Genomic DNA, 20,274 nt, shown 5'->3' with positions numbered 1-20,274 from the left:
CCAGTGGCGAGCTGTGCTGCGCGCGTGCTGCGCCTGGCGACAACGGCGCCGTTGGCCGTTACCTCAGATATCGACGGGGAGCGGGGAAGCTTTAGGGCTGGCGACGATTTTTTGTGAGTGGATCGGCATTTTTTGATCTGCCTCAATCCTGCGAATTGCCGGCAGGCCGGCCATGCGCCGGTCGACAGGTCGGGTCAGTCCGCAGGCCGGCGCTCGACTGAGCGGGCTGGCGGCTTGCGTGCCAGCTTGCGCGGAGCCGACCCGGCCTGCGTTCAGGCCATTTCCAACTTGCGTGCCGCGCAGAACTCGATGAACTGCTCCACCTTGAGCGGCGGCGAGTACCAGTAGCCCTGGGCCAGTTCGCAGCCCATGCCCCTGAGCATTTCCGCCTGTTCGGGCTTCTCCACGCCTTCGGCGACGGTGATGCAGCCGAAGTTGCGCGCCATGTCGATCACGGTCTCGGCCAGGCGGCGGTCCTGGGGTTCGGTGTCCATGTTGCTGACGAAGGCGCGGTCGATCTTCAGCACCGAGACCGGCAGGGTCTTCAGGTAGGCCAGCGAGGAGTGGCCGGTGCCGAAGTCGTCGATGGCCACCGGGACGCTGTGGCGGGCGAGCAGGCGCAGCTGTTCGCGGGCCAGCTCGACGTTCTCCATCAGTCCCGATTCGGTGACCTCGACCTCCAGCGCGCCGGCCGGCAGGCGGCTGCGCAGCAGGCGGTTGAGCAGGTTGCGGGCGAAGTCCGGGCGGGTCAGCTGCTGCACCGAGACGTTGACCGCCAGGCGGAAGTCGGGGGAGACCTGTCTGGCGGTCAGCCATTCCTCGAGCTGGCGGATGGCGTGCTCGATCACCCATTCGCCGATGCGCAGGATCTCGCCGCTGTCCTCGGCCATGGGGATGAAGTCGGCCGGGGAGACGAAGCCCAGGGTCGGGTGCACCCAGCGCAGCAGGGCTTCGGCGCCGACGACCCGGCCGCTGGGCAGTTCGATCTTCGGCTGGTAGACGAGGAAGAACTCCTGGTTGTCCAGGGCGACGCGCAGCGCCTCGTGCAGGCGGATGCGCTTCTGCAGGGTGTCCTCGATGCTCGACTGGTACAGCCGCCACTCCGCGGCGGTGTCCGGCAGGGCGAGGGCGGCCAGGCGCAGCAGGTGGTCGGCGGACTGGTGGGGCATCGCGGTGTGGCTGATGCCGATGCGGGCGTCGAGGCGGACCTGGACCTGGTCGATGCTGAAGGGCTGGGCGATGCAGTGCAGGATCGCCCGCGCCTGGTTGCTCAGTTCGCCCCTGGCCAGCGGCTGTTGGGTGATCATCAGCCACTTGTTGGTGTTCCAGACGCCCACGGTGGCCTGGGGGGCGAAGTGCTCGAGCAGGCGGTCGCGCAGGTGCAGGCTGAGGGCCTCGCTGGTCGCATAGCCATGCAGGCGGGCGATGTCGTCCACGCCTTCCAGGGCGATGAAGTACAGCGCCGCCGGCGCCTTCTCCCGCAGGCGGCCTTCCAGCTGGGCGAGCAGGGCGCGGCGGTTGGGCAGGGCGGTGACCGGGTCCTCGAGGGACAGACGGGCGATGGCGGCGGTGCGTTCCTCCACCAGGTTCTGCAGGAGGATGGCGCGGTCGTTGCGCTCCTTGAGCAGGAAGTGCACCTGCAGGGCATTGCGGATGCGCTGCATCACCTCTTGCTGGTCGAACGGCTTGGTGAGGAAGTCGCGCGCGCCGAGGTCGAGGGCCTGCATGCGGGTGTCCCGGCTGGTCTGCGCGGTCAGCACGATGACCGGCGGCGCCTGCTCGCCCCAGCGGGTCTTGAGCCAGGCGAGGATGTCATGCCCGCTCAGGTGCGGCATGTTGATGTCCAGCAGTATCAGGTCGGGCAGTTGCTCCTCGAGCATGGGCTCGACCCAGCGCGGGTCGTTGATGCCCTGGCAGTTGCGGTAGCCGTAGTGCTCCAGCAGCGCCAGCAGCAGCTTGACGTTCACCGGGCTGTCATCGACCACCAGGATGTTGGCGTCGGTGTGGAGCGGTGCGGTTGACTGCACCGGACCCTCTGGCGGACAGCTTTGGGCGACGGGCGCGGCTGCCAGGTCGGGGCCTGCGAGAGTGCCGTGATTGCTGGTGATCATCGTGGTCCCTGTGGGGCGGCGTGGTTCCTCAACGGAATAACGGCCCGGGCAGCGAAAACTTTATGACGTTTTGTCGGTGGCGCTGCTCGACGGGTGCGGTTTTGTGCGGTGCTGCACGCCGAGGGCTTCAGAAATGCCCGCGGCTGCCGATAGTTGCGCAGAGGCCCGCCCGGGAGGCGTGCCGTCCCGTCCCCGGTATGCATACGGAGTCCGCATGAATCCCTCCACGCTTATCGGCATCCTCTCCAGCGTCGTGCTGCTGGCGGTGGTGCTGGTCTTTTCCGCCGAGGATCCGTCCCTGTTCCTCGACCTGCCGAGCCTGGGCATCGTGCTGGTGGGCACGCTGGCGGCGACCTTCATCAGCTATCCGCTGGGCGAGGTGCTGCGGGTGTTCGGGCTGTTCGCCACGGTGATGCGCAACGAAAAGCTGTACACCCGCGACGACATGGAGGAGCTGGTGAACATCTCGCGGCTGTGGATGTCCGGCAACCTGCGCCAGGTGGAGGAGGCGCTGCAGCACGTGCGCAACCCGTTCCTGCGCACCGGGGTGCAGCTGGTGGTCGACAACACCCCCGAGGAGGACATCATCGAGCTGCTGCAGTGGCGCATTTCCCGTCTGCGCGCCCGCGAGCATGCCGAGGCGCAGCTGTTCCGGGTGATGGCCAGCTTCGCGCCGGCGTTCGGCATGGTCGGCACCCTGGTCGGCCTGGTGAACCTGATGTTCCTGCTCGGCGATGGCGACATGACCGCCATCGGCCGGCAGATGGCGATCGCGCTGATCACCACCTTCTACGGCGTGCTGCTGGCCAACCTGGTGTTCAAGCCGGTGGCGGTGAAGCTGGAGCGGCGCACCGAGCAGCGCGTGGTGGTGATGAACATGGTGGTGCAGGGCATCTCCATGATGTGCAACAAGCGCAGTCCGGGGCTGATGCGCGAGACGCTGAAGTCGTTCATGGCCCAGTACCAGGACGAGATCAACGATGGCGGCGCCGGGGCACGCGGCCTCAATGGCGGCCGGGCCTGAGGAGCGCCGAGCGATGAGCGAACAGGCAGCCGAGGGCGCCGCGAGCGACGCCGGCACGACCACGGCGATTCCCGCCAGGCAGGCGTTGCTGATGCGCCAGCGCGAGCTGGAGGCCGAGCTGGCGCACGCGCGCCAGGTGGCGGGGCGGGCCAAGCGCAAGATGGGGGAGGGCGAGCCGCTGGCGACCGAGCCCGAGGAAGAGTCCTGGCTGATGACCTACCTGGACATGATGACCCTGATGCTGGTGCTGCTGGTGGTCATGCTGGCCTTCGCCGGCAAGGGCGCGCTGGAAGGGCTGCGCCAGGCGGCCAGCAACCTGCGGCCGGCCCATGAGGGCGTGCTGCCGGCCACTGACGGCCTGCTGCCGCAGTCCGCCCTGCAGGTGCCGACGCCCCTGCCGTCCAAGGCGCCCGTCGATCCGCTCAAGGGCCTGCCGCTGGACCAACTGGGCGACGACATCGACGTGGTTGTCAACGAGAGCACGGTGAGCTTCCGCATCAGCAGCGAGATCCTGTTCAGCTCCGGCCAGGCCGATCTCAGTCTGGCCGGCCTCTCGGTGCTCAAGCGCCTGGTGCCGGTGCTCAACAGCACCAGTCACCGCATCGCGGTGGAGGGCCACACCGACTCGGTGCCGGTGCGCAGCGGCCGCTATCCGTCCAACTGGGAGCTGTCCGGCGCGCGGGCGGGGGGCGTGGTGCGCTATCTGGAAGCCAACGGCGTGGCCAGCGGGCGCCTGCGCGCGGTCGGCTACGCCGATACCCGGCCGCTGGGCGACAACGCCAGCGCCGAGGGGCGGGCGAGCAACCGGCGCGTCGAGCTGATCATGGAAGCGCCGGGTTCATGATGGTGCACTGAGCTGCTCCGTTGTGGTGCGCGAGCCCGCCAGAGGTGCGCGGCGGTTTCCCCGTGCCTGCAATATGACGCCATTTTGATGGCATGCTTCTTGCTGTGACGCAGTCATCACTTTTGTTGCACGGAAGAACCCCGATGTCGTCACAGCAAAGCAAGCGCATGGACCTGTCGTCGGCCGAACGCCGCTGGCTGCCCTGGCTGGGCAGGACCGGCAAGCTGGCCATGGGCTGGTCGTGCTGGCTGAACCGCGATACCTGCGCCGAGGTGGAGAAGGTCTTCGAGGGCATCGCGCAGACCCGCAGCCACCTGCTGCACAACTGGGCGCTGACCCAGTGGGCCTGGCTGGCGGAGCTGGCCGATGGCCTGGCGCGCGACTTCACCTGGCTGGACAACCGCCTGCTGCAGGAGCGGCTCGCCCAGTCCGCCGACTGCTCCGAGCTGTTCGTGGTGTCGCCGCAGGGCGTGGTGCTGGCATCGAGCTGGCCCGGGCACTGCAACGCCCGCGATCTCGACCCCGCGGCCCTGGCGGCCGGCCTGCGCCAGCCGTTCCTGCACGGCCCCTATGTCGACCCGCTGACCTTCGACATCGGCCCGTCCAGCTCGCGCTTCCACGACGAGGTGACGCTGATGTTCTATCAGCCGATCCGCCGCGACGACCAGTTGCTCGGCTGCCTGTGCGCGCGGGTGCCCAACGACGTGCTGGGCGACCTGATCCAGCGCGAGGCCGGGCACGTGTACGCCGAATCCGGCGACAACTACCTGTTCATGGTCGAATCGCGCTTCGATCCGCGCATCCGGGCGGGCACCGCGCTGTCGCGCTCGCGCTTCGAGGACAACACCTTCAGCCACGGCGAAAACCTCAAGACCGGCGTGCACACCCGCTGGGGCACAGTACGGGTCCGCCGCCACACCGAGCTGGAGCTGCGCTTCGTCGACCCGGCCACCGGCGAGCTGCACCCGGGCGTGCGCGAGACCATCCGCAAGGGCGCCAACCTGTTCGTCACCTATCCCGGCTATTCCGACTACCGGCACGTGCCGGTGGTCGGCAAGGGCGTGACCTTCCAGTTGCCCGGCTCGCCGGATCGCTGGGGGATGATGTGCGAGGCCGACCTCGAGGAGGTCTACCGGCGCCGCTCGCTGACCTTCGGGCTGATGCGGACCTTCCTCTTGGTGATGGGCGGCTGGTACGCCGCCAGCACCGGCCTGCAGCACTACAGCGGCCTGCCGCAGAGCGTGCTCGACCTGCTCGACCTCGGCCTGCTGGGGCTGTGCGGGCTGCTGTTCGCCGCCCTGGGGCCGCGGCGGCTGGCCAGCCGCATGGGCGAGATGACCGCGGTGATCCGCACCATCGCCGAGGGCGGCGGCAATCTGAGCCAGCGCCTGGATCGCGGGCGCATGGCCAACGACGAAAGCGGCGACATGGCGCGCTGGATCAACAGCTTCATCGACAACCTCGACGGCATCGTCGGCGAGGTGATCCGCGCCTCGCACAGCGTCGGGCAGACCAACGCGCAGATGCTGGCGCACAACAACGCAGCCTGCAGCACCTCGTCGGCGGTGGCCGAGTCCATGGGCAGCATGCTGGCGCTGGTGGAGGCGCAGCTGACCGAGATCCAGCAGGCCTCACTGACCGCCGAGGAGATGAAGAGCGCCATGGAGGCGGTGATCGGCAGCGCCCGCGAGAGCACCCAGGCGATCCGCAACGTGGTGGACCGCTCGGCGCGCAGCGTGCAGTCGCTGGACAGCCGCATGGGGCAGATCGGCAACATCGTCGAGCTGATCAGCGAGATCACCATCCAGACCAACCTGCTGGCGCTCAACGCCGCCATCGAGGCGGCGCGGGCCGGCAGCCACGGTCGCGGCTTCGCCGTGGTGGCCGGGGAGATCCGCACCCTGGCCTCGCGCACCGCCAGCGCCGCCGACGAGATCCGCCACGTGATCGAGGGACTGCAGGAGGAGACCCGCGACGCGGTGGCCTTCATGACCCATGGCGTGTCGAACGTCGATGCCAGCCTGCGTCAGGCCGAGCAGGGTTCCAGCGAGAACCTGCGCCTGCAGCAGGCGGTGCAGCGCATGTTCGAGCTGATCAAGCAGCTCGACCAGCGCAGCCAGCACTACGGGGACACGATCCGCGGCGTCGACCAGGTATCCCAGAACATGCAGCAGACCCTGCGCACGCTGCAGGGCAGCACCTCCCGGGTGCGGCACACCACCAGCAAGCTGCAGCAGCTGGTGGGGCAGTTCGCCGTCACCCAGGGCTGAGCAGGTCTCAGGCCGACATGGCCGCGACGAGGGAGGCGGCGAGTTCGCTGTCCTCCGCGCTGTCGACCTCGCAATCGAGGCCGAGCTTGGCGAAGGCGGCTACCTGGCCCCAGTCGACACCGGCCAGCAGGTGGTCGGTGTCGAGATAGCTCTGCAGCACGGCGACCTGGACGACATCGGCATAGTCGACATCGTTCGTGTCGCGGCTGAAGTTGAGATGCTGGGAGGGGATCGAGGCGATCGACTCGGGGAAGTTCCACTGGTGCAGGATGCGGTCGCCGATCACCGGGTGGACCTCGTCGATGATGAAGGTCAGGCTCTGCGGGTCCTGCAGCAGCTCCGGGTGGTTCTCGGCATAGGTCAGGATCGGCAGCGCGCCGATCTGGTGGACCAGCCCGGCGAGGGCCGCCTGCTCCGGAACCAGGGTCGTGTAGTTGCGGCTCAGCACATAGCTGATGCTCGACACCTCGAGGCTCTTGCTCCAGATCTCGTGCATCTTGCGCTCGATGATGGGCGACTTGGCGCGGAACATCTGCTCCAGCGCCAGGCCGATGGCCAGGGTGCTGGTGTAGTTGATGCCGAGGCGGCTGATTGCCATCTGCAGATCGGTGATTTCCGTGCGCGCCCGCAGCAGCGGGCTGTTGGCCACCCGGATCAGGCGGGCGGTCAGCGCGGTGTCGCTGCCGACTTCCCGGGCCAGTTCGGCGATGCCGATGTCGGGCTGCTGCACGGTCTGGCGAATCCGCAGCGCCGCCTCGGGCAGGGTGGGGAGGACCAGATGGTCATTGCGAATGGCCTGTAGCAGTTCCCGGCTGACCGTCTCTGCAAGTCGGCTCATGGCTTGGTGTTCCTTGTCGATTCTGGGTGTGACACTGGCGGAGCGCAGGGCTTGCGCCTGGAGGCGGCAGTATTGCCGATCTGGCAGGCAAGAGCGAGCCGGCCGCCTGTCCCGGGCAATGGACAGCGCCTGCCGGCGCCCCTCCATCGGGTATTGCCGCAGGGGCTCGACGCCGAAGGCGTGGCCGATGCGCAACCCGGCCAGTTTGCCGTCCGCGCCCTCGCTGTGCACGCGGAAGCCGCCATCGCGGTGCTGGAAACGTGACCTGATCCCGTTGTGCCGGGCTGCCACAGGGCTAGAGCCGGCGAGACGGGCAGTCAGGCCCGCCGCTGCCCTGGCCGGCGCGTCTCGTCCGTCAGAGCAGCATGACCGGCCAGCCGTGGAGGTAGGGCATGACGCAGCCATGGAGAGGCAGCGCTGCCGGGCACCCATCGGCCGGCTGGCTGCTCGTGCTGCCTTCGTAGTTGCCGCCGAAAACCATCACCAGGCTGACGACCAGTGCGCCGGCCAGCCAGACATAGCCATCAATGCTCATGACACGACTCCTCTGTCTGCTCTTGTTGTTGGCGGAGGCTGTGCGGTCCGTGCGCTTGCAGGAAGGCGCCATTGGCTGGGTGCCGGAGTCCTGCAGGGGCTTGCCACACGGTTCCTGTCGAGGCTCAGCTTAGCCCGCACCCGATGGTCGCTGCATTCAGGAAAACCGAATGATCCGTTCGGTTTAACCGGATCGTGGCGGGCCATGCCGCCGGTTATCTGCGCCAGTCTCCCGGAACCCATGACGGGAGTCCGGCAAGGAAGGCGGCACTCACCATCTTGCAACTTAACTGAACAACCCCTTCGCCCCGGCTGCCTGTCATCCCCGCCGTCCCCTGCAAATAATCCGGCCCAACAGGTCAGCGGATTCGAGGAAGGGGACCATGCAGGATTTCGACGTCATAGTGATCGGCGGGGGCAATGCGGGGCTGTGCGCCGCGCTGTCGGCCCGCGAGCAGGGCGCGCGGGTGGCGCTGCTGGAGCGCGCCCCCGAGGAGCTGCGCGGCGGCAACTCGGCGCATACCGGCGGCGCGTTCCGCGTCGCCTACCGCGGCGTCGACGACCTGCGCCAGCTGATGCCCGACCTGCTCGACAGCGAGATCGAGAGCAGCGACTTCGGCAGCTACACCCAGGACGACTTCTACGGCGAGCTGGCCGCGCAGAGCCAGTACCGCGCCGATCCGGAAGTGCTCGACACCGTGGTCAGCCAGAGTCTCGACACCCTGGGCTGGATGACCCGCCAGGGCGTGCGCTTCATGCCGATCTACGGTCGCCAGGCGTTCAAGGTCGACGGCAAGTACAGGTTCTGGGGCGGTCTGACCGTCGAGGTGTCCGGCGGCGGCCTGGGCCTGGTCGAGGCGCTGATGCGCCGCGCCGAACGCAGCGGCGTCGAGCTGCACTACGCCTGCCGCGCGCAGAAGATCGGCCGCGTCGACGGCCGCTGGCAGGTCGAGTGCGCCGATGGCCGGCGCTTCTCCGCCGCCGGGCTGGTCCTCGCCACCGGCGGCTTCCACGCCAACCTCGAATGGCGCGCCAAGTACCTGGGGCCGGGCTGGGACCTGGCCAAGGTGCGCGGCTCGCGCTTCAACACCGGCGACGGCATCCGCATGGCCATGGACGTCGGCGCGGTGGCCCACGGCAACTGGTCGGGCTGCCACGCGGTGTTCTACGACGTCAACGCCCCCGAGCTGGGCGACCTCGACCTGCTCAACATGCAGAAGAACTACTTCCACCTCGGCGTGGTGGTCAATGCCGACGGCAAGCGCTTCGTCGACGAGGGCCTGGATTTCCGCAACTACACCTACTCGGGCATGGGCGCCAAGGTGCTGCAGCAGCCGGGCGGCGTCGCCTGGCAGCTGTTCGACCAGCACAGCGAACACCTGCTGCCCGATGAGTACCGCGTGCGCCACGCCACCCGCATCCAGGCCGACAGCCTCGAGGAGCTGGCCGGCAAGCTCGAAGGCGTCAACGTCAACGCGCTGCTCGACACCCTCAGGGAATACAACGCCGCGGTGCGCCGCGAGGTGCCGTTCAACCCGGCGATCCGCGACGGCCGCTCGACCCAGGGCCTGGCGATTCCCAAGTCGAACTGGGCCAACCCGCTGGAGCGCGGCCCCTTCGTCGCCTACGCGGTGACCTGCGGCATCACCTTCACCTTCGGCGGCCTCAAGGTGAACAGCGGGGCCCAGGTGATCGACGAGGACGGCCAGCCGATCCCCGGCCTGTACGCCGCCGGCGAGCTGGTCGGCAACCTCTACTACGTCAAGTACGCCGGCGGCGCCGGCCTCACCTCGGGTTCGGTGCTCGGCTGCATCGCCGGCGCGGCTGCAGCCAGCCAACAACAATAAGGAACCACCATGACCATCCGCATCTGGCACCAGAGCTTCACCGTGCTCAGCGACCTCGGCGCCTACGACGCCGCCCTGCGCGCCCACTTCAGGAAGGTCGCCCGCCTCGACACGGTGATCGACATGCACGGCATGCAGCCGGGCACCTACCGCAGCAACTACCCGGGCGACGACATCAAGTACGCCGCCATCCAGTACCTGCACGGCCTGCAGTTCATGGCCGCCGGCATCAACGCCGAGCAGCAGGGCTACGACGCCTACGCCATCAGCACTCTGCCGGAGCCGGCGCTGCGCGAGATCCGCAGCCTGCTCGGCATCCCGGTGGTCGGCTACGGCGAGGCGGCGATGCTCACCGCCTGCACCCTGGGCCGCAGGTTCGGCGTGCTGGTGTTCATCGACGAACTGGCCGAGCTGGTCACCGACAACGCCCAGCGCCACGGCCTCGGCCAGCGCCTGGCCGGGGTGCGCCACGTCGGCTTCCGCTTCGCCGACGTGCTGGCCGCGTTCAGCGATCCGGCGTCCTTGATCGACCGCTTCCGCACTGCCGCCTGCGCGCTGATTGCCGCCGGCGCCGAGGTGATCATCCCCGGCGAGGCGCCGCTCAACGTGCTGCTCGCCACCCACGGCATCAGCGAGGTGGACGGCGTGCCGGTGCTCGACTCGCTCGGCGCCTGGATCAAGCAGGCCGAGTCGATGGTCGACCTGCAGCGCGCCAACGGCACCCGCACCTGCAACCGCGGCTACTTCTCCGCCCAGCCCGACCCCGAGCGGGTGCGCGAGATCTTCGCCTTCTATGGCCTGGCCCAGCGTTTTCTCGAGCCGCGCTGAGGAGCGACCGACATGAGCGAGATCCTGAATACCCAGCTGCTGGTGATCGGCGGCGGCCTGGCCGGTTTCGCCGCCGCGCTGAGCGCCGCCGAGGCCGGCGTCGACGTGCTGCTGCTGGAGAAGACCGCCGCCACCGGCGGCTCCTCGGCGATGAGCGGCGGCTGCCTGGCCTTCGCCGGCACCGACCTGCAGCGCGAGCGCGGCATCGAGGACTCTTCCGCGCTGCTGCTGCGCGACCTGGTCGACGTCGGCAAGGGCGAGTGCGACGAGGCGCTGGTGCGCGCCTACGCCGATAACCAGCTGGCCACCTACGAATGGCTCAAGGCCCACGGCGTGGCCTTCCAGCCGGTGATCGAGACCGCCTCCGGGCAGTCGGTGCCGCGCGTGCACAACGTCGATCCGGCCGACATGGTGCGCCAGCTGGAGCTGGCCGCGCTGAACACCGGCAAGGTCGAGGTGCTGCGCAACGCCCGCGCCCGCCGCCTGCTGCGCAGCGCCGGCGGGCGGGTGATCGGCGCCAGCGCCGAGCGTGACGGCCAACTGCTGGAGGTCCGCGCCGCGCGCGGGGTGATCCTCGCCTGCGGCGGCTTCGTCCACGACCGCGAGCTGATCCACCGCTTCGCCCCGCTGTACGACAACGCGGTGTTCATCGGCGGCGAAGGCAACGAAGGCGACGGCCTGCGCATGGCCTGGGCGCTGGGCGCCGATGTGCGCGACATGGTCCACATCAAGGGCACCTTCGGCAAACACCCGATGGACGAGAACAACCACCACGCCTGCCTGGCCGTGTACAAGGGCGCCATCGCGGTCAACCAGGAGGGCCGCCGCTACGTCGACGAGTCGCTGTCCTACAAGCTGCTCGGCGACGCCTGCATGCAGCAGTCCTACGGCGTGACCTACCAGATCCTCGACCGCGACATCATGGAAAGCGGCGACGACCGCGTGCGCATCCTCGACTTCGAGCGCCGCCTGGAAGAGGGCCTGTTCGTCGAGGCCGACAGCCTGCAGCAGCTCGCCAAGCTGCTGGAGCTGCCGGTCGACGACTTCCTCGCCGAGGTGGCCGCCTACAACGCCGCGGTCGGCGCGGGCGAAACCCCGGCCTTCGGCCGCCGCCACCTGGTCCACCAGCACGGCGCGCTGCGCACCATCGCCCGCCCGCCGTTCTACGCCTACCCGTCCACTGCCGCGGTGTTCGGCACCTACTGCGGCGTGAAGGTGGATGCGCAGATGCGCGTGCACGACGTGTTCGGCGCGCCCATCGACGGCCTGCTGGCCGCCGGCGAGATGGTCGGCGGGCTGCACGGCGCCGCCTACATGACCGGCTCGGCGCTGGGCAAGGCGGCGATCTTCGGCCGCCTGGCCGCCGCCACCGCCTGCCACGGCTGAAGGGGGAAGGGCAGATGAACATCCTGGTACTGCTGGCCGGCGTGGCCGACGTCCGCTATCCGCTGCACGACATCCGCATCGACGCCGCCGGGCTGATCGAGGAGAGCGGCCTGTCGCGCCGCCAGCTCGGCCCGTTCGACGAGGGCGCCCTGGAGCTGGCGCTCAAGCTGCGCGATGCCCGCGAGGACTGCCGCATCGAGGTGCTGGTGCTCGGCGGCAGCAACAACGACAACCTGCTGCGCAGCGTCGCCGCCTTCAAGCCCGACCGCCTGCGCCTGCTCGACCTGCAGCCGTGCCGGCCCTGGGACGCGCGGCTGAGTGCGGCGCAGATCGCCGGGCTGATCGGCACGGAAGGCACTCCCGACCTGCTGCTGATCGGCCGCGAGTTCGGCGACCTCGACGAGGGCAGCCTGCCGGTGCTGCTCGCCGCGCACCTCGGCCTGCCGCTGTTCGCCCTGGCCCAGTACGCCGAATGGCGGGACGGTCGCGTGCGCCTGCTGCGCGAGCGCGGCATCCGCCAGCAGTGGCACAGCGTCGCCGGCCCGCTGCTGGCCACGGTGACCAACGATCGGCGCAACAAGCTGCGCCACCCGCTGATGAAGAACGTGATGCTGGCCAAGAAGATGACCTTCGACAGCGTGACCGCCGGCGCGGCGGCGGACAGCGACGTCCGCCTCGCCGACCTGGCCCCGGCCCGCGAGGTGCAGCGCGGCGGCCAGTGCCGGCTGCTCGATGGCGACGTGTCGAGCCAGGCCCGCGCGCTGGCCGGCTACCTGCGTGGCGAAGCAGAGGAGAATGCGGCATGAGCGCACCACTTGAGATACGCGAGATTCTGGCCCTGATCCCCCTGGCCTGGGGCGAGGACGCCCTCGACATGACCCTCGGCGCCGCCCAGCGGCTGGCCGCCGACGCCGGCCTCGGCTTTGCCGCGCTGCTGCTCGGCAACGCCGGCGCCGAGGAGGGCGCCCGCCGCGCGGCCACCGCCGGCGCCGCACGCATCTGCCTGGCCGCGCATCCCGGCCTGGCGCTCGACGCCGAACCCGCTGCCCTGGCGCTGGCCGGCGCCGAAGCCGTGCGCCGCCAGACTGCCGCGGCGCAGCGCCTGCTGCTGGTGCCGCCGGGCGCCGACGGCGAGGAACTGGCTGCGCAGCTGGCGGCGGCGCTGGACGCCCAGCCCCTCGGCCGCTGCAGCGCGCTGCGCTGGACCGAGGCGGGATTGCAGGCCGAGCGCGCCACCTGGGGGGGCCGCCTGCGCCTGGGTATGACCCAGGCCAATGGCAACGCCGTCGCCTGCCTGCGCCTCGGCAAGGCCGAGCTGAGCTGCAGCGCCGAGCCGCCGTGCGAGCGGCTGGAACTGGATACCGTCCTGCCCGCGTCGCTGGCGATGGAGGAAACCACCAGCGGCCAGCGCCTGCCGCCGGTGGAGAGCGCGCGCATCGTGGTGTCCGGCGGTCGCGGGGTCAACGAACAGGGCTTCGTCCTGCTCGAGGAACTGGCCGAACGCCTGGACGGCAGCCTCGGCGGCAGCCTGCCGGCGGTCGACGCCGGCATGGTCCCGGTAGTGCGTCAGGTCGGCGTGTCCGGCAAGTTCGTCAGTCCGGACATCTACCTCGCCGTCGGCATCTCCGGCACCCCGCAGCACCTCGCCGGCATCAGCCCGGACACCCGCATCGTCGCCATCAACAAGGACCCGGCGGCGGACATCTTCAAGGTCGCGAGCGTCGGTGTGGTGGGGGATTGGGAGCAGGTGTTGCCGGAGTTGTTGAGGGTGGTGGGGGAGGGGCGGAAAGTATCTTAGGGAACTTAAGCTGCTTTGATGGGGAGTTTTAAAGTTATACTGCCGATATGCCGATATGCGATGGGTGAGTGGGCAGCCAATGACGCTGCCCTGGATAGTGATCAGTTCGTCGTTGCAATCAGCTGTGGAGCAGGAGGCGCAATCTGGCGTCTGCAAAGAGCTTTAGGGATTTCGCTAGTCACAAAATTTCCATGATGCTCGTTCAGGTCTCCCAAAATGCTATCAAGGCCACCTTTTTTCAACGGAAGCATGATCGTTCCCGCGCAGCAGTGATCTTTTGCCAATCCTTCCGAATGTTTGGCTAGTGGTCGATTATTTTGGTTGGGCAAAGTGTCTGAGCAGTTCTTGGATATCTGTGTGCAAGCGATATAAGGTGTATTTTTATGGAGGGCTTCACGAGTTCCTGCAATAATTTCTGGACGTGGAGTGCCATGTGCACCTCTGCCTAGCGAGAAAAGCACGAGCTTTGGCTTAACAGACGAGACTAGATTTTTTGCGAATAATTTGTTGTCTGCCGTCCCTCCGATATGGCCGCCATGATGAGGGAAAACTAGAATTTCGGCGCTCAAGTCTCTATTTTCACCCATCATTATATCAAGGCTGTGACGGCCTGAATCGGCAGCAAGTAGGCATACCCTTTCTCCATCGTGCACAATCAATACAACAGCGGACATGCTGTTTGCATCCAATCTGACGCCGTCTGTATGGTTTCCTGCGTTAGTTGCAAGACACATCTCAGGTGTAGGGTGGAGAACGTGAATCGTGGTCTCGGATAGGGCTAGGTTTTTAGGGTCGTCGATGTTCAGTGAAGGGTGAATAGTTGTCCCTTGTTGTTTTCTGGCATCTCCGGCGGCTATTCTGAATTGGTGCCAGGAACTCGTGCTCCGGTCATCTGGATTGACATATACGTGCCTCACCGGGCGCTCTGGATTCATCAGGATAGGTATAGCGCCGGACAGATGATCACTGTCTGCATGAGATATGAGAAGGGCATGGACTGATTTTATATTAAGTTCGTCTAGTGCTTTGGCGACTACTGGTCGCCCAGGCGCGTCAATTATTATAGCCTCATTGCCATGCTTGATTATCGTGCAGTTTCCATGGCCGACGTCAAGTATTATGAGTTCACCGCAAGCCATCATCCCACTCCGGTTCGGATGCTAGTTCTATATTTTCGAAATATAAATCTACTTTCTCGGTGGTGCTGACATTTGTTAAGGCTGTTAGTATGCTGAAGCGCCCGACCTTTTCCTGGTCTTTTGAATTAACCAATGATAAGGGGAAGCGGACGGTATCTTTTGGGTTCCAGCCGTTTACGATGGCATCAATAACCTTCACGCCACCTACGTCAGATACATCCATGACATTAAGTAGAGTCCTATGTAACTTTCGATCATCTACTTTGCCGCGTCTAAGTTCATATTTGCATCGGGCGAAACCCGCGCGAAGTTCATCTGGTTCGTCTGCATCCTCACGACGCAAGACCACAGGTAGATTGCTGCGATGACTGCGGATGGCTATATCCGCGTATTGGTCAAGATATTGAGTGACCAGTATAGTAGGGTGCCCTCTTTCTACTAGTGCTGCAGCTAGTTCCGCGCCAGATATGTCAGCAAAGGCGCCATATCTTAGCCGATGGTCACAGACGGCTGCGTCGGAATTAAGAATTATCAATTCAGTAAGTTCCGCCAAGCTATCGGCGGCTTCCTGGCGATAGGGGGTGAGGCGGCCATCTTCCAATGCATGGATAATGGTCAGAGCCGCATGGTCATCATCGTCTACAACCGCAACCGTCCTGATTGGTTTCATACGTGTCACATATTCGTTGGATTGGTAAGTAACGGAAATACAAATTTAAAGTTTGCCCCGGAATTATCGACTGTTGAGGCGCTGTAATTTCCGCCTAAATCGAGAACCGAGTCTTTAACAATAGTGAGCCCGAAGCCCGTGCCCTCTTGTCTGGTGGTTTTTCCAGGAAGCCAAATTTCATTTATATCCATATTTATCCCGGGGCCATTGTCTTCAACTTCGATGGCTACAGTGTTTCCTTCGATGTTGACCTTTATTTTTATTAGTCTGTCCTTTGTCCTGGCTCCTGGTCGTTCAAAGGCGCTTACCGAATTTGTAAGGCAATTTGTTATTATTGTTTCTACTAATGCTTCAGCTCCGTATATTACTGCGTCATCAGTTTTGTGTGGGGCTAGCTCAAGCTCAATTTTTGCGTCTTCTAGTATGGGCTTCCAGAGATCGTGAAGACTTTGTATAACCTTGTTAAGGTTAACGGCGCCATGTCGCCTTTTTTCGCGTTTCAAAAAATCTATCTGCATCGAGGCGAATCTAGTCAGTCGCTCGGAGGCGTTAACGATTAGATTTAATGGTGGCTCTAATTGCGCTCCAATATTATCAGGGCATAATTTATTGACTCTTCGGCGTATTGTTTTTTCTCCGCCTGCAATCGTTCTGATGGGTTTTCCAATTTCATGGGCAAATACTGCAGCAGTAGTCCCCGCAGTGGCAAGGGATCGATATAGGATCAAGTCCTCTCTTGTGGATCGAAGCTCTTTCTGAAAATTTTTCTCTAACTTGTCGAGGGCTTTTATTGGTTCATCGCATTTTCCCGGGGAAGGCGGCCTTGATTTTCAGGAAGAAGTAATCGGCGTCCCTGAAGCCATAGGCCATGCGCTTGATCACCTTGATCCGGTTGTTCACCCCCTCCAGCAGGCTGGTGTGCATGTGGAATCGTGCACTGGCGAGGATGCCCCGGGCATAGCGCTGGAGGTTGCGGGCAAAGCGTTGTAGCGGCGCCAAGCCGCTCTCCCGGACATGCCTCAGCCAGGTTCGCCAGCGCCGCCAGCCCTCCCGCACGCTGGGTGCGTACCAGACCTCCTTCAACGCATCCTTGAGCACATAGACCGTGGCCAGTGGCTGGTTGGCTGCCAACAACTCCTGCAGTCGAACGGCATGATCCTCCTTCAGGTTCTCCCGGTTGCGCAGCAGCAGCCAACGGCTCTGCTTGACCACTTGGCGAGCGGGCTTGTCATGGCGCAGGGCATTGGCCTGGTCTACCCGGATGCGGTCGATCACGTCACGTCCGTAGCGGGCGACCACATGGAACAAGTCGTACACAACCTCGGCCTGAGGGCAGTGCTGTTTCACTTCCAGGTCGAAGGCCGTATTCATGTCCATCGCCACAGCCTCGATCTGCTGGCAGCGCTCACCGAGTTGCTCGAAGAACGGGCGTATGGCCTTGCGGCTGTTACCCAGGCCAACCCACAGAACGCGGGTACGCTCGGCATCCATGATCACCGTCGCGTAACGATGGCCTTTGTGCAGGGCGAACTCGTCCATCACCAGACGGCGCACATCGCCCGGCTCGAAGGTGCCGAATGCGGCCTGGAGACGCCGCTTGTCCAGCGTCTTGATGGTGTGCCAGTGCAGCCCGGTGAGCTGGCTGACATGGCTGATGGGCATGAACCGCAGCAGGGTTTCGACCCAGGAACACAGCCGGCGGGTCAGCCGCGAGGCCGGGGCCAACCAGGAAATGTGCTCGGTAACTCGCCCACACGTCAGGCAGTCCACTCGGCGTATGGGGAGTCGCAACTGGACGCGCTGATCGAACAGATCCCGGTCGCGAACGAGGCGAATGCGTCGGTCATGGATCAGGGGGCTGGGCTGCTGACAGCGACCACAGCGTGGAAGGTCGGCCGCTCGGGGTTCGAGGGTCAGCGTGAGGTTTTTTTCGACGGAATGGCTGCAGGCTACAACGTCGTAGCCTGGCCAGAAAGCAGCAAGATCAATAGGATGCACGGTGACAGCAGGGGGCAGGCGTTGGTGTGTTTGGCGACTGCCAATTTACCTGCTTCCCTGTCTGTCAATCCGCTCTTCCCCACGATCCCGCGAAGAACCCTTTTATTGCCCTCTCTTTTTCATGAGCGGGTAGTGACTGAGAAATGGTGTCTAGTAAGTCTGCGCGAGCTTGAGTTGGCGCTATTCGAGATTCTTGTTTTTGAAAGTCTCGCCGTGCTTCTGCATCTCGCAGTCGGCGGCGCGCAAACCATTCCAACGCATCTTTAGCAAAGCGCCGGATCTCTAGGAACTCATCGCTTTCGATGAAGCCGACCCGGTCAGTTTTTTGCTTCAATATTCCATCTGGATCGTCAACGATCACCCTTCCGACGCTTGTATTTGTGGATGGGCGCTCTTCCGGGCTACGAGCACGAGAAAGGTTCATGTCTAGCCAGTCATGGCCAGGGTCGCCATATGGTGGGACCCTGAATTGACGGTGGTAGAAGTGAACTCCACCGACTACCTTAAGCCAATTTTTAACCTCAGCTATTGTTGATCCTCGACCGGCAAAGGCGTTTCTGTTGAAAATATAACTATAGAGTTCGAAGGTTGTCGGTGGTGCGCTGTAAATGACCTGCCCCTTCTGTTTTTTTGTTGGCCACTCGTTGGATGTGGCGCTATAAAGAACATCGCCTTTGAAATCTAGTACCTCTGCATAGCCTGATCCATCTGGTAAAAGATCCGCTCGCAGAACGTATTCGGCATCATCCAGATAGCCATTCCTAACTCTAGCCTCCAATTCTGGAAAATCAGGTGCAATAAGATTAATCCTGAAGTCCGTACCTTCATGGAATGGGCTGGTCAGAAGAACAATGCTTCTCCCTAGGCGGTCAGTTTCGCTCCTTCCGAGCGTTCGCTTGATTCCTTTGAGAATGGTAGTCGTGCCATGGTTTTTGCGCGTGCTCTTTTCTATCGGAAGACCAATTTCCTCGACTACTGTGGCTTTGTCGTATTTGCTCCATTCGATAGTGATGGAGTGAGCCTCGTCTGCTTGCTCACTTAGATGTCGGGTAGTCATTTCAACGGACGAACCAGCTCTTAATGCGGCAAGCCGACCTAGGCCCTTGTCTCCAACAGTTCTCCTGCCTTTGGGTGTAAGTTTAGTGCTTTCTTTTGATGAGCCGCCCAATACTAGCCAGTTATTTAGTATCTGGTGATGAGTCATGCCCGAGCCATTATCAGAAATTTTAATGGTTCCACCATTTATGGTGTCCATTTTTATCTCAACCGTGCACTCAGATGCATCCGCATCGTAGGAGTTACGGATTAGCTCGATGATGGCTTGGTCAAGGTTTGGTACTAATTCTTCACCTAGCCGAACAAGGATGGAAGGGGCAAATCTAAATCCTAGTATGGGCGATTCCATGTGGTTTGCTCCGTTTCAATCTGCGATCCAAGGAAGCATTTTGAGCGCGCCTACGGTCAGGTGACGGCACCTTATTTGGTTGTTGAGCCATGCATCCGTGCTCTGGTCTTCTAACACGCGTAGCAAAGCACGACATGTTGCTACCTTCTTGTCCTTGGGTTTGAGAATCAAAAGATGGTTTTCTACTAAGAATTCTTCTCTAGTTGTGACTAAAGTACTTCTGGCCCTTTTTCTATCCGTGGGGCTTGAGGTTCGGCGAACTACGACGAATGGGCCTTTCTCCAGTCGACAGGCATATGTGGCGAATTCCATGGGTGAAGATATTTCCGAGCCAATAGTTGCATTTTTGGCTGTGAGATATCCGTGCATTTGGCCGGTGACCGATGTGCGATGGGGGACGACAGGGCCTACTGAAATATCAAAAAAATCGCCGACACATAGTCCGCAAGAAATATCTGGCTCAGGTGCTTCGACTCGCTCTTCCTGATTCGTTGATGTTGCGACTAGTATTGCGACGTCAATGTCAGCTTGTGCCCCAAAAGCACCAGATGGATCGAAGGAGGAGATTACAGCTCTCTTGCCTAGCTCTTTCCTGAATTTTTCGTAAGAGCTGCCGCTTCTCAGTACATCAGGGATAAGTGCAAATATTCCTACTCCAGCGGGAGCTTGAAGAAGCACATGCTCCAGATGAAGGGCTGCGGCAGAGCGCTTGCCTTTTCCAACGAAGCTATAAGGGGGTGCTGAAATGCGCTGGTATGGAGGGTTCATGACTACGCAATCGTCTTGGCGTAGTTTGAGATCTGTTGAAAGCGCGTCTCCAATAATAAAGTTCTTTGGCAGCTCTTTAAAGATAAAATCACATGCTTGCGCTTTCTCGGTATTGTGCCGGTGCACCGCAAGTGCTTGAATTCGCATCCAAGCAATATCAAGAAAGGATTTTCGTAGATCAACTGCGACAAGACGCTCGGCCCAGTCTTCCAGTGTTTGATTGGCTGATTCTTTTAGAGGTAAGGATTTGCATACTTCTAAAAGTAAATCTCCAATGCCTACGCTCGGGTCGATAAATCTTTGCCACTTCGAAAGCTCTTGGCCTGACAGGATCTTATGAGCCCAAGATGGCCCTGAGAAAAAAATCCCATGCGTACGTCGGTCTGACAATGACAGTGTGTTGTACACGAAATCAGTAGCATGCCCGTTCATTAGGCCGCTCACAATCTTTTCAGGGCACACCGTCTCATCATCCTGATCGCCTGCTGTCATCAGCTTTGTGGCAAAGGCAGAGAGGGAGATTTCGCCATTCATCAATGAGGTTCACGTGTCTTGGATAGCCGGAAGAGTCTGCAGACTGTGAGTCTGAACGGCAAGAAGTATCGCTACTAGGAACGTACTGAAGCCTTGCAGAGCGTATCCTGCTCTCCGCCTACTGGCCTCAGACACCCTGGCTAACCGCCGATCAGGAGGTGGCAATCTCATCACCTCAAGGCCACCATCTGCAGGACTCGTTTTTACCCCCGCCCCCGTCTCCCCACATGCAACCCCACACTCGCCCCCGGCGCTGGGCGGCGCTGGGCGGCGCTGGGCG

General features: G+C 63.2%; 18 protein-coding genes and 1 pseudogene. 9 read left to right on the top strand and 10 right to left on the bottom strand.

What is annotated here, in order from left to right; translation table 11 throughout:
• Nucleotides 1-272: 272 nt before the first annotated feature.
• A complete protein-coding gene (locus SK095_RS05365) occupies nucleotides 273-2,027 on the bottom strand; it encodes an EAL domain-containing protein (protein WP_320548145.1) in 1,755 nt (584 codons plus the stop codon).
• 298 nt (nucleotides 2,028-2,325) lie between these two features.
• On the opposite strand from SK095_RS05365, the gene SK095_RS05360 reads away from it, so the two are divergent.
• The 3 genes from SK095_RS05360 to SK095_RS05350 all read left to right on the top strand — a co-directional run bounded on the left by SK095_RS05360 (nucleotide 2,326) and on the right by SK095_RS05350 (nucleotide 6,249).
• Nucleotides 2,326-3,135: a motility protein A gene (locus tag SK095_RS05360; protein ID WP_136490535.1), complete on the top strand. Its 810-nt coding sequence runs from the start codon at nucleotides 2,326-2,328 to the stop codon at nucleotides 3,133-3,135.
• A gap of 13 nt (nucleotides 3,136-3,148) precedes the next feature.
• The gene (locus SK095_RS05355; protein ID WP_136490536.1) at nucleotides 3,149-3,979 is read left to right on the top strand and encodes a flagellar motor protein MotB; all 831 of its coding nucleotides are present in this window, start codon (nucleotides 3,149-3,151) and stop codon (nucleotides 3,977-3,979) included.
• A gap of 143 nt (nucleotides 3,980-4,122) precedes the next feature.
• On the top strand, nucleotides 4,123-6,249 hold the full coding sequence (locus tag SK095_RS05350; RefSeq protein WP_320548144.1) for a methyl-accepting chemotaxis protein: 2,127 nt from the start codon (nucleotides 4,123-4,125) through the stop codon (nucleotides 6,247-6,249).
• Between the two features lie 7 nt (nucleotides 6,250-6,256).
• Here SK095_RS05350 and SK095_RS05345 read toward each other — a convergent pair whose 3' ends face one another.
• Nucleotides 6,257-7,087, bottom strand: a complete 831-nt coding sequence (locus SK095_RS05345; protein WP_320548143.1) for an HDOD domain-containing protein — start codon at nucleotides 7,085-7,087, stop codon at nucleotides 6,257-6,259.
• Between the two features lie 51 nt (nucleotides 7,088-7,138).
• Here SK095_RS05345 and SK095_RS05340 point away from each other — a divergent pair, with 51 nt between their 5' ends.
• Nucleotides 7,139-7,351: a hypothetical protein gene (locus SK095_RS05340; protein ID WP_201487552.1), complete on the top strand. Its 213-nt coding sequence runs from the start codon at nucleotides 7,139-7,141 to the stop codon at nucleotides 7,349-7,351.
• Nucleotides 7,352-7,442: 91 nt separating this feature from the next.
• Here SK095_RS05340 and SK095_RS05335 read toward each other — a convergent pair whose 3' ends face one another.
• Nucleotides 7,443-7,622: a hypothetical protein gene (locus SK095_RS05335; protein WP_320548142.1), complete on the bottom strand. Its 180-nt coding sequence runs from the start codon at nucleotides 7,620-7,622 to the stop codon at nucleotides 7,443-7,445.
• Between the two features lie 382 nt (nucleotides 7,623-8,004).
• On the opposite strand from SK095_RS05335, the gene tcuA reads away from it, so the two are divergent.
• From tcuA to SK095_RS05310, 5 genes are read left to right on the top strand one after another with little or no spacing between them, the layout of a single operon-like run.
• Nucleotides 8,005-9,468, top strand: coding sequence for an FAD-dependent tricarballylate dehydrogenase TcuA (gene tcuA, locus SK095_RS05330; protein ID WP_320548141.1), 1,464 nt, complete (start codon nucleotides 8,005-8,007; stop codon nucleotides 9,466-9,468).
• A 9-nt stretch (nucleotides 9,469-9,477) separates the two neighbouring features.
• Complete coding sequence (locus SK095_RS05325) at nucleotides 9,478-10,296, top strand: aspartate/glutamate racemase family protein (RefSeq protein WP_320548140.1); 819 nt, start codon at nucleotides 9,478-9,480, stop codon at nucleotides 10,294-10,296.
• Nucleotides 10,297-10,308: 12 nt separating this feature from the next.
• On the top strand, nucleotides 10,309-11,682 hold the full coding sequence (locus SK095_RS05320; RefSeq protein WP_320548139.1) for an FAD-dependent oxidoreductase: 1,374 nt from the start codon (nucleotides 10,309-10,311) through the stop codon (nucleotides 11,680-11,682).
• Nucleotides 11,683-11,696: 14 nt separating this feature from the next.
• Nucleotides 11,697-12,488, top strand: a complete 792-nt coding sequence (locus SK095_RS05315) for an electron transfer flavoprotein subunit beta (RefSeq protein WP_320548138.1) — start codon at nucleotides 11,697-11,699, stop codon at nucleotides 12,486-12,488.
• Entirely contained in the window at nucleotides 12,485-13,480 is a 996-nt protein-coding gene (locus tag SK095_RS05310; RefSeq protein WP_320548137.1) for an electron transfer flavoprotein subunit alpha/FixB family protein, read from the top strand. The genes SK095_RS05315 and SK095_RS05310 overlap by 4 nt, the downstream gene beginning before the upstream one ends.
• A 101-nt stretch (nucleotides 13,481-13,581) precedes the next feature.
• Here the strand turns inward: SK095_RS05310 and SK095_RS05305 are convergent, their stop codons facing one another.
• The 7 genes and pseudogenes from SK095_RS05305 to SK095_RS05280 form a co-directional block, all read right to left on the bottom strand.
• Nucleotides 13,582-14,154, bottom strand: a complete 573-nt coding sequence (locus SK095_RS05305) for a hypothetical protein (RefSeq protein WP_320548136.1) — start codon at nucleotides 14,152-14,154, stop codon at nucleotides 13,582-13,584.
• Between the two features lie 276 nt (nucleotides 14,155-14,430).
• Nucleotides 14,431-14,619 (bottom strand): annotated as a pseudogene (locus SK095_RS21700) (MBL fold metallo-hydrolase); the annotation flags it as partial.
• On the bottom strand, nucleotides 14,606-15,289 hold the full coding sequence (locus tag SK095_RS05300; RefSeq protein ID WP_320548135.1) for a hypothetical protein: 684 nt from the start codon (nucleotides 15,287-15,289) through the stop codon (nucleotides 14,606-14,608). The pseudogene SK095_RS21700 and the gene SK095_RS05300, both read right to left, overlap by 14 nt.
• A gap of 5 nt (nucleotides 15,290-15,294) precedes the next feature.
• A complete protein-coding gene (locus SK095_RS05295) occupies nucleotides 15,295-16,017 on the bottom strand; it encodes a HAMP domain-containing sensor histidine kinase (protein WP_320548134.1) in 723 nt (240 codons plus the stop codon).
• A 67-nt stretch (nucleotides 16,018-16,084) separates the two neighbouring features.
• On the bottom strand, nucleotides 16,085-17,287 hold the full coding sequence (locus SK095_RS05290) for an ISL3 family transposase (RefSeq protein WP_320546462.1): 1,203 nt from the start codon (nucleotides 17,285-17,287) through the stop codon (nucleotides 16,085-16,087).
• A 64-nt stretch (nucleotides 17,288-17,351) separates the two neighbouring features.
• Nucleotides 17,352-18,692, bottom strand: a complete 1,341-nt coding sequence (locus SK095_RS05285) for an ATP-binding protein (protein ID WP_320548133.1) — start codon at nucleotides 18,690-18,692, stop codon at nucleotides 17,352-17,354.
• Nucleotides 18,693-18,707: 15 nt separating this feature from the next.
• Complete coding sequence (locus tag SK095_RS05280) at nucleotides 18,708-19,994, bottom strand: hypothetical protein (RefSeq protein WP_320548132.1); 1,287 nt, start codon at nucleotides 19,992-19,994, stop codon at nucleotides 18,708-18,710.
• Between the last annotated feature and the right edge of the window lie 280 nt (nucleotides 19,995-20,274).

Source organism: Pseudomonas sp. AN-1 (assembly GCF_034057115.1).
Classification (GTDB): domain Bacteria; phylum Pseudomonadota; class Gammaproteobacteria; order Pseudomonadales; family Pseudomonadaceae; genus Geopseudomonas.
Note: the sequence above shows the minus strand (reverse complement) of the source record. Positions and strands in the feature narration are given on the sequence as shown.

Excerpts from the sequence above, each read along its gene's own strand:
- SK095_RS05300 (WP_320548135.1), bottom strand. The coding sequence starts at position 15,289 with ATGAAACCAATCAGGACGGTTGCGGTTGTAGACGATGATGACCATGCG.
- SK095_RS05335 (WP_320548142.1), bottom strand. The coding sequence starts at position 7,622 with ATGAGCATTGATGGCTATGTCTGGCTGGCCGGCGCACTGGTCGTCAGC.
- tcuA (WP_320548141.1), top strand. The coding sequence starts at position 8,005 with ATGCAGGATTTCGACGTCATAGTGATCGGCGGGGGCAATGCGGGGCTG.
- SK095_RS05350 (WP_320548144.1), top strand. The coding sequence starts at position 4,123 with ATGTCGTCACAGCAAAGCAAGCGCATGGACCTGTCGTCGGCCGAACGC.
- SK095_RS05345 (WP_320548143.1), bottom strand. The coding sequence starts at position 7,087 with ATGAGCCGACTTGCAGAGACGGTCAGCCGGGAACTGCTACAGGCCATT.
- SK095_RS05305 (WP_320548136.1), bottom strand. The coding sequence starts at position 14,154 with ATGTCCGCTGTTGTATTGATTGTGCACGATGGAGAAAGGGTATGCCTA.
- SK095_RS05325 (WP_320548140.1), top strand. The coding sequence starts at position 9,478 with ATGACCATCCGCATCTGGCACCAGAGCTTCACCGTGCTCAGCGACCTC.
- SK095_RS05285 (WP_320548133.1), bottom strand. The coding sequence starts at position 18,692 with ATGGAATCGCCCATACTAGGATTTAGATTTGCCCCTTCCATCCTTGTT.
- SK095_RS05310 (WP_320548137.1), top strand. The coding sequence starts at position 12,485 with ATGAGCGCACCACTTGAGATACGCGAGATTCTGGCCCTGATCCCCCTG.
- SK095_RS05320 (WP_320548139.1), top strand. The coding sequence starts at position 10,309 with ATGAGCGAGATCCTGAATACCCAGCTGCTGGTGATCGGCGGCGGCCTG.
- SK095_RS05360 (WP_136490535.1), top strand. The coding sequence starts at position 2,326 with ATGAATCCCTCCACGCTTATCGGCATCCTCTCCAGCGTCGTGCTGCTG.
- SK095_RS05355 (WP_136490536.1), top strand. The coding sequence starts at position 3,149 with ATGAGCGAACAGGCAGCCGAGGGCGCCGCGAGCGACGCCGGCACGACC.
- SK095_RS05280 (WP_320548132.1), bottom strand. The coding sequence starts at position 19,994 with ATGAATGGCGAAATCTCCCTCTCTGCCTTTGCCACAAAGCTGATGACA.
- SK095_RS05315 (WP_320548138.1), top strand. The coding sequence starts at position 11,697 with ATGAACATCCTGGTACTGCTGGCCGGCGTGGCCGACGTCCGCTATCCG.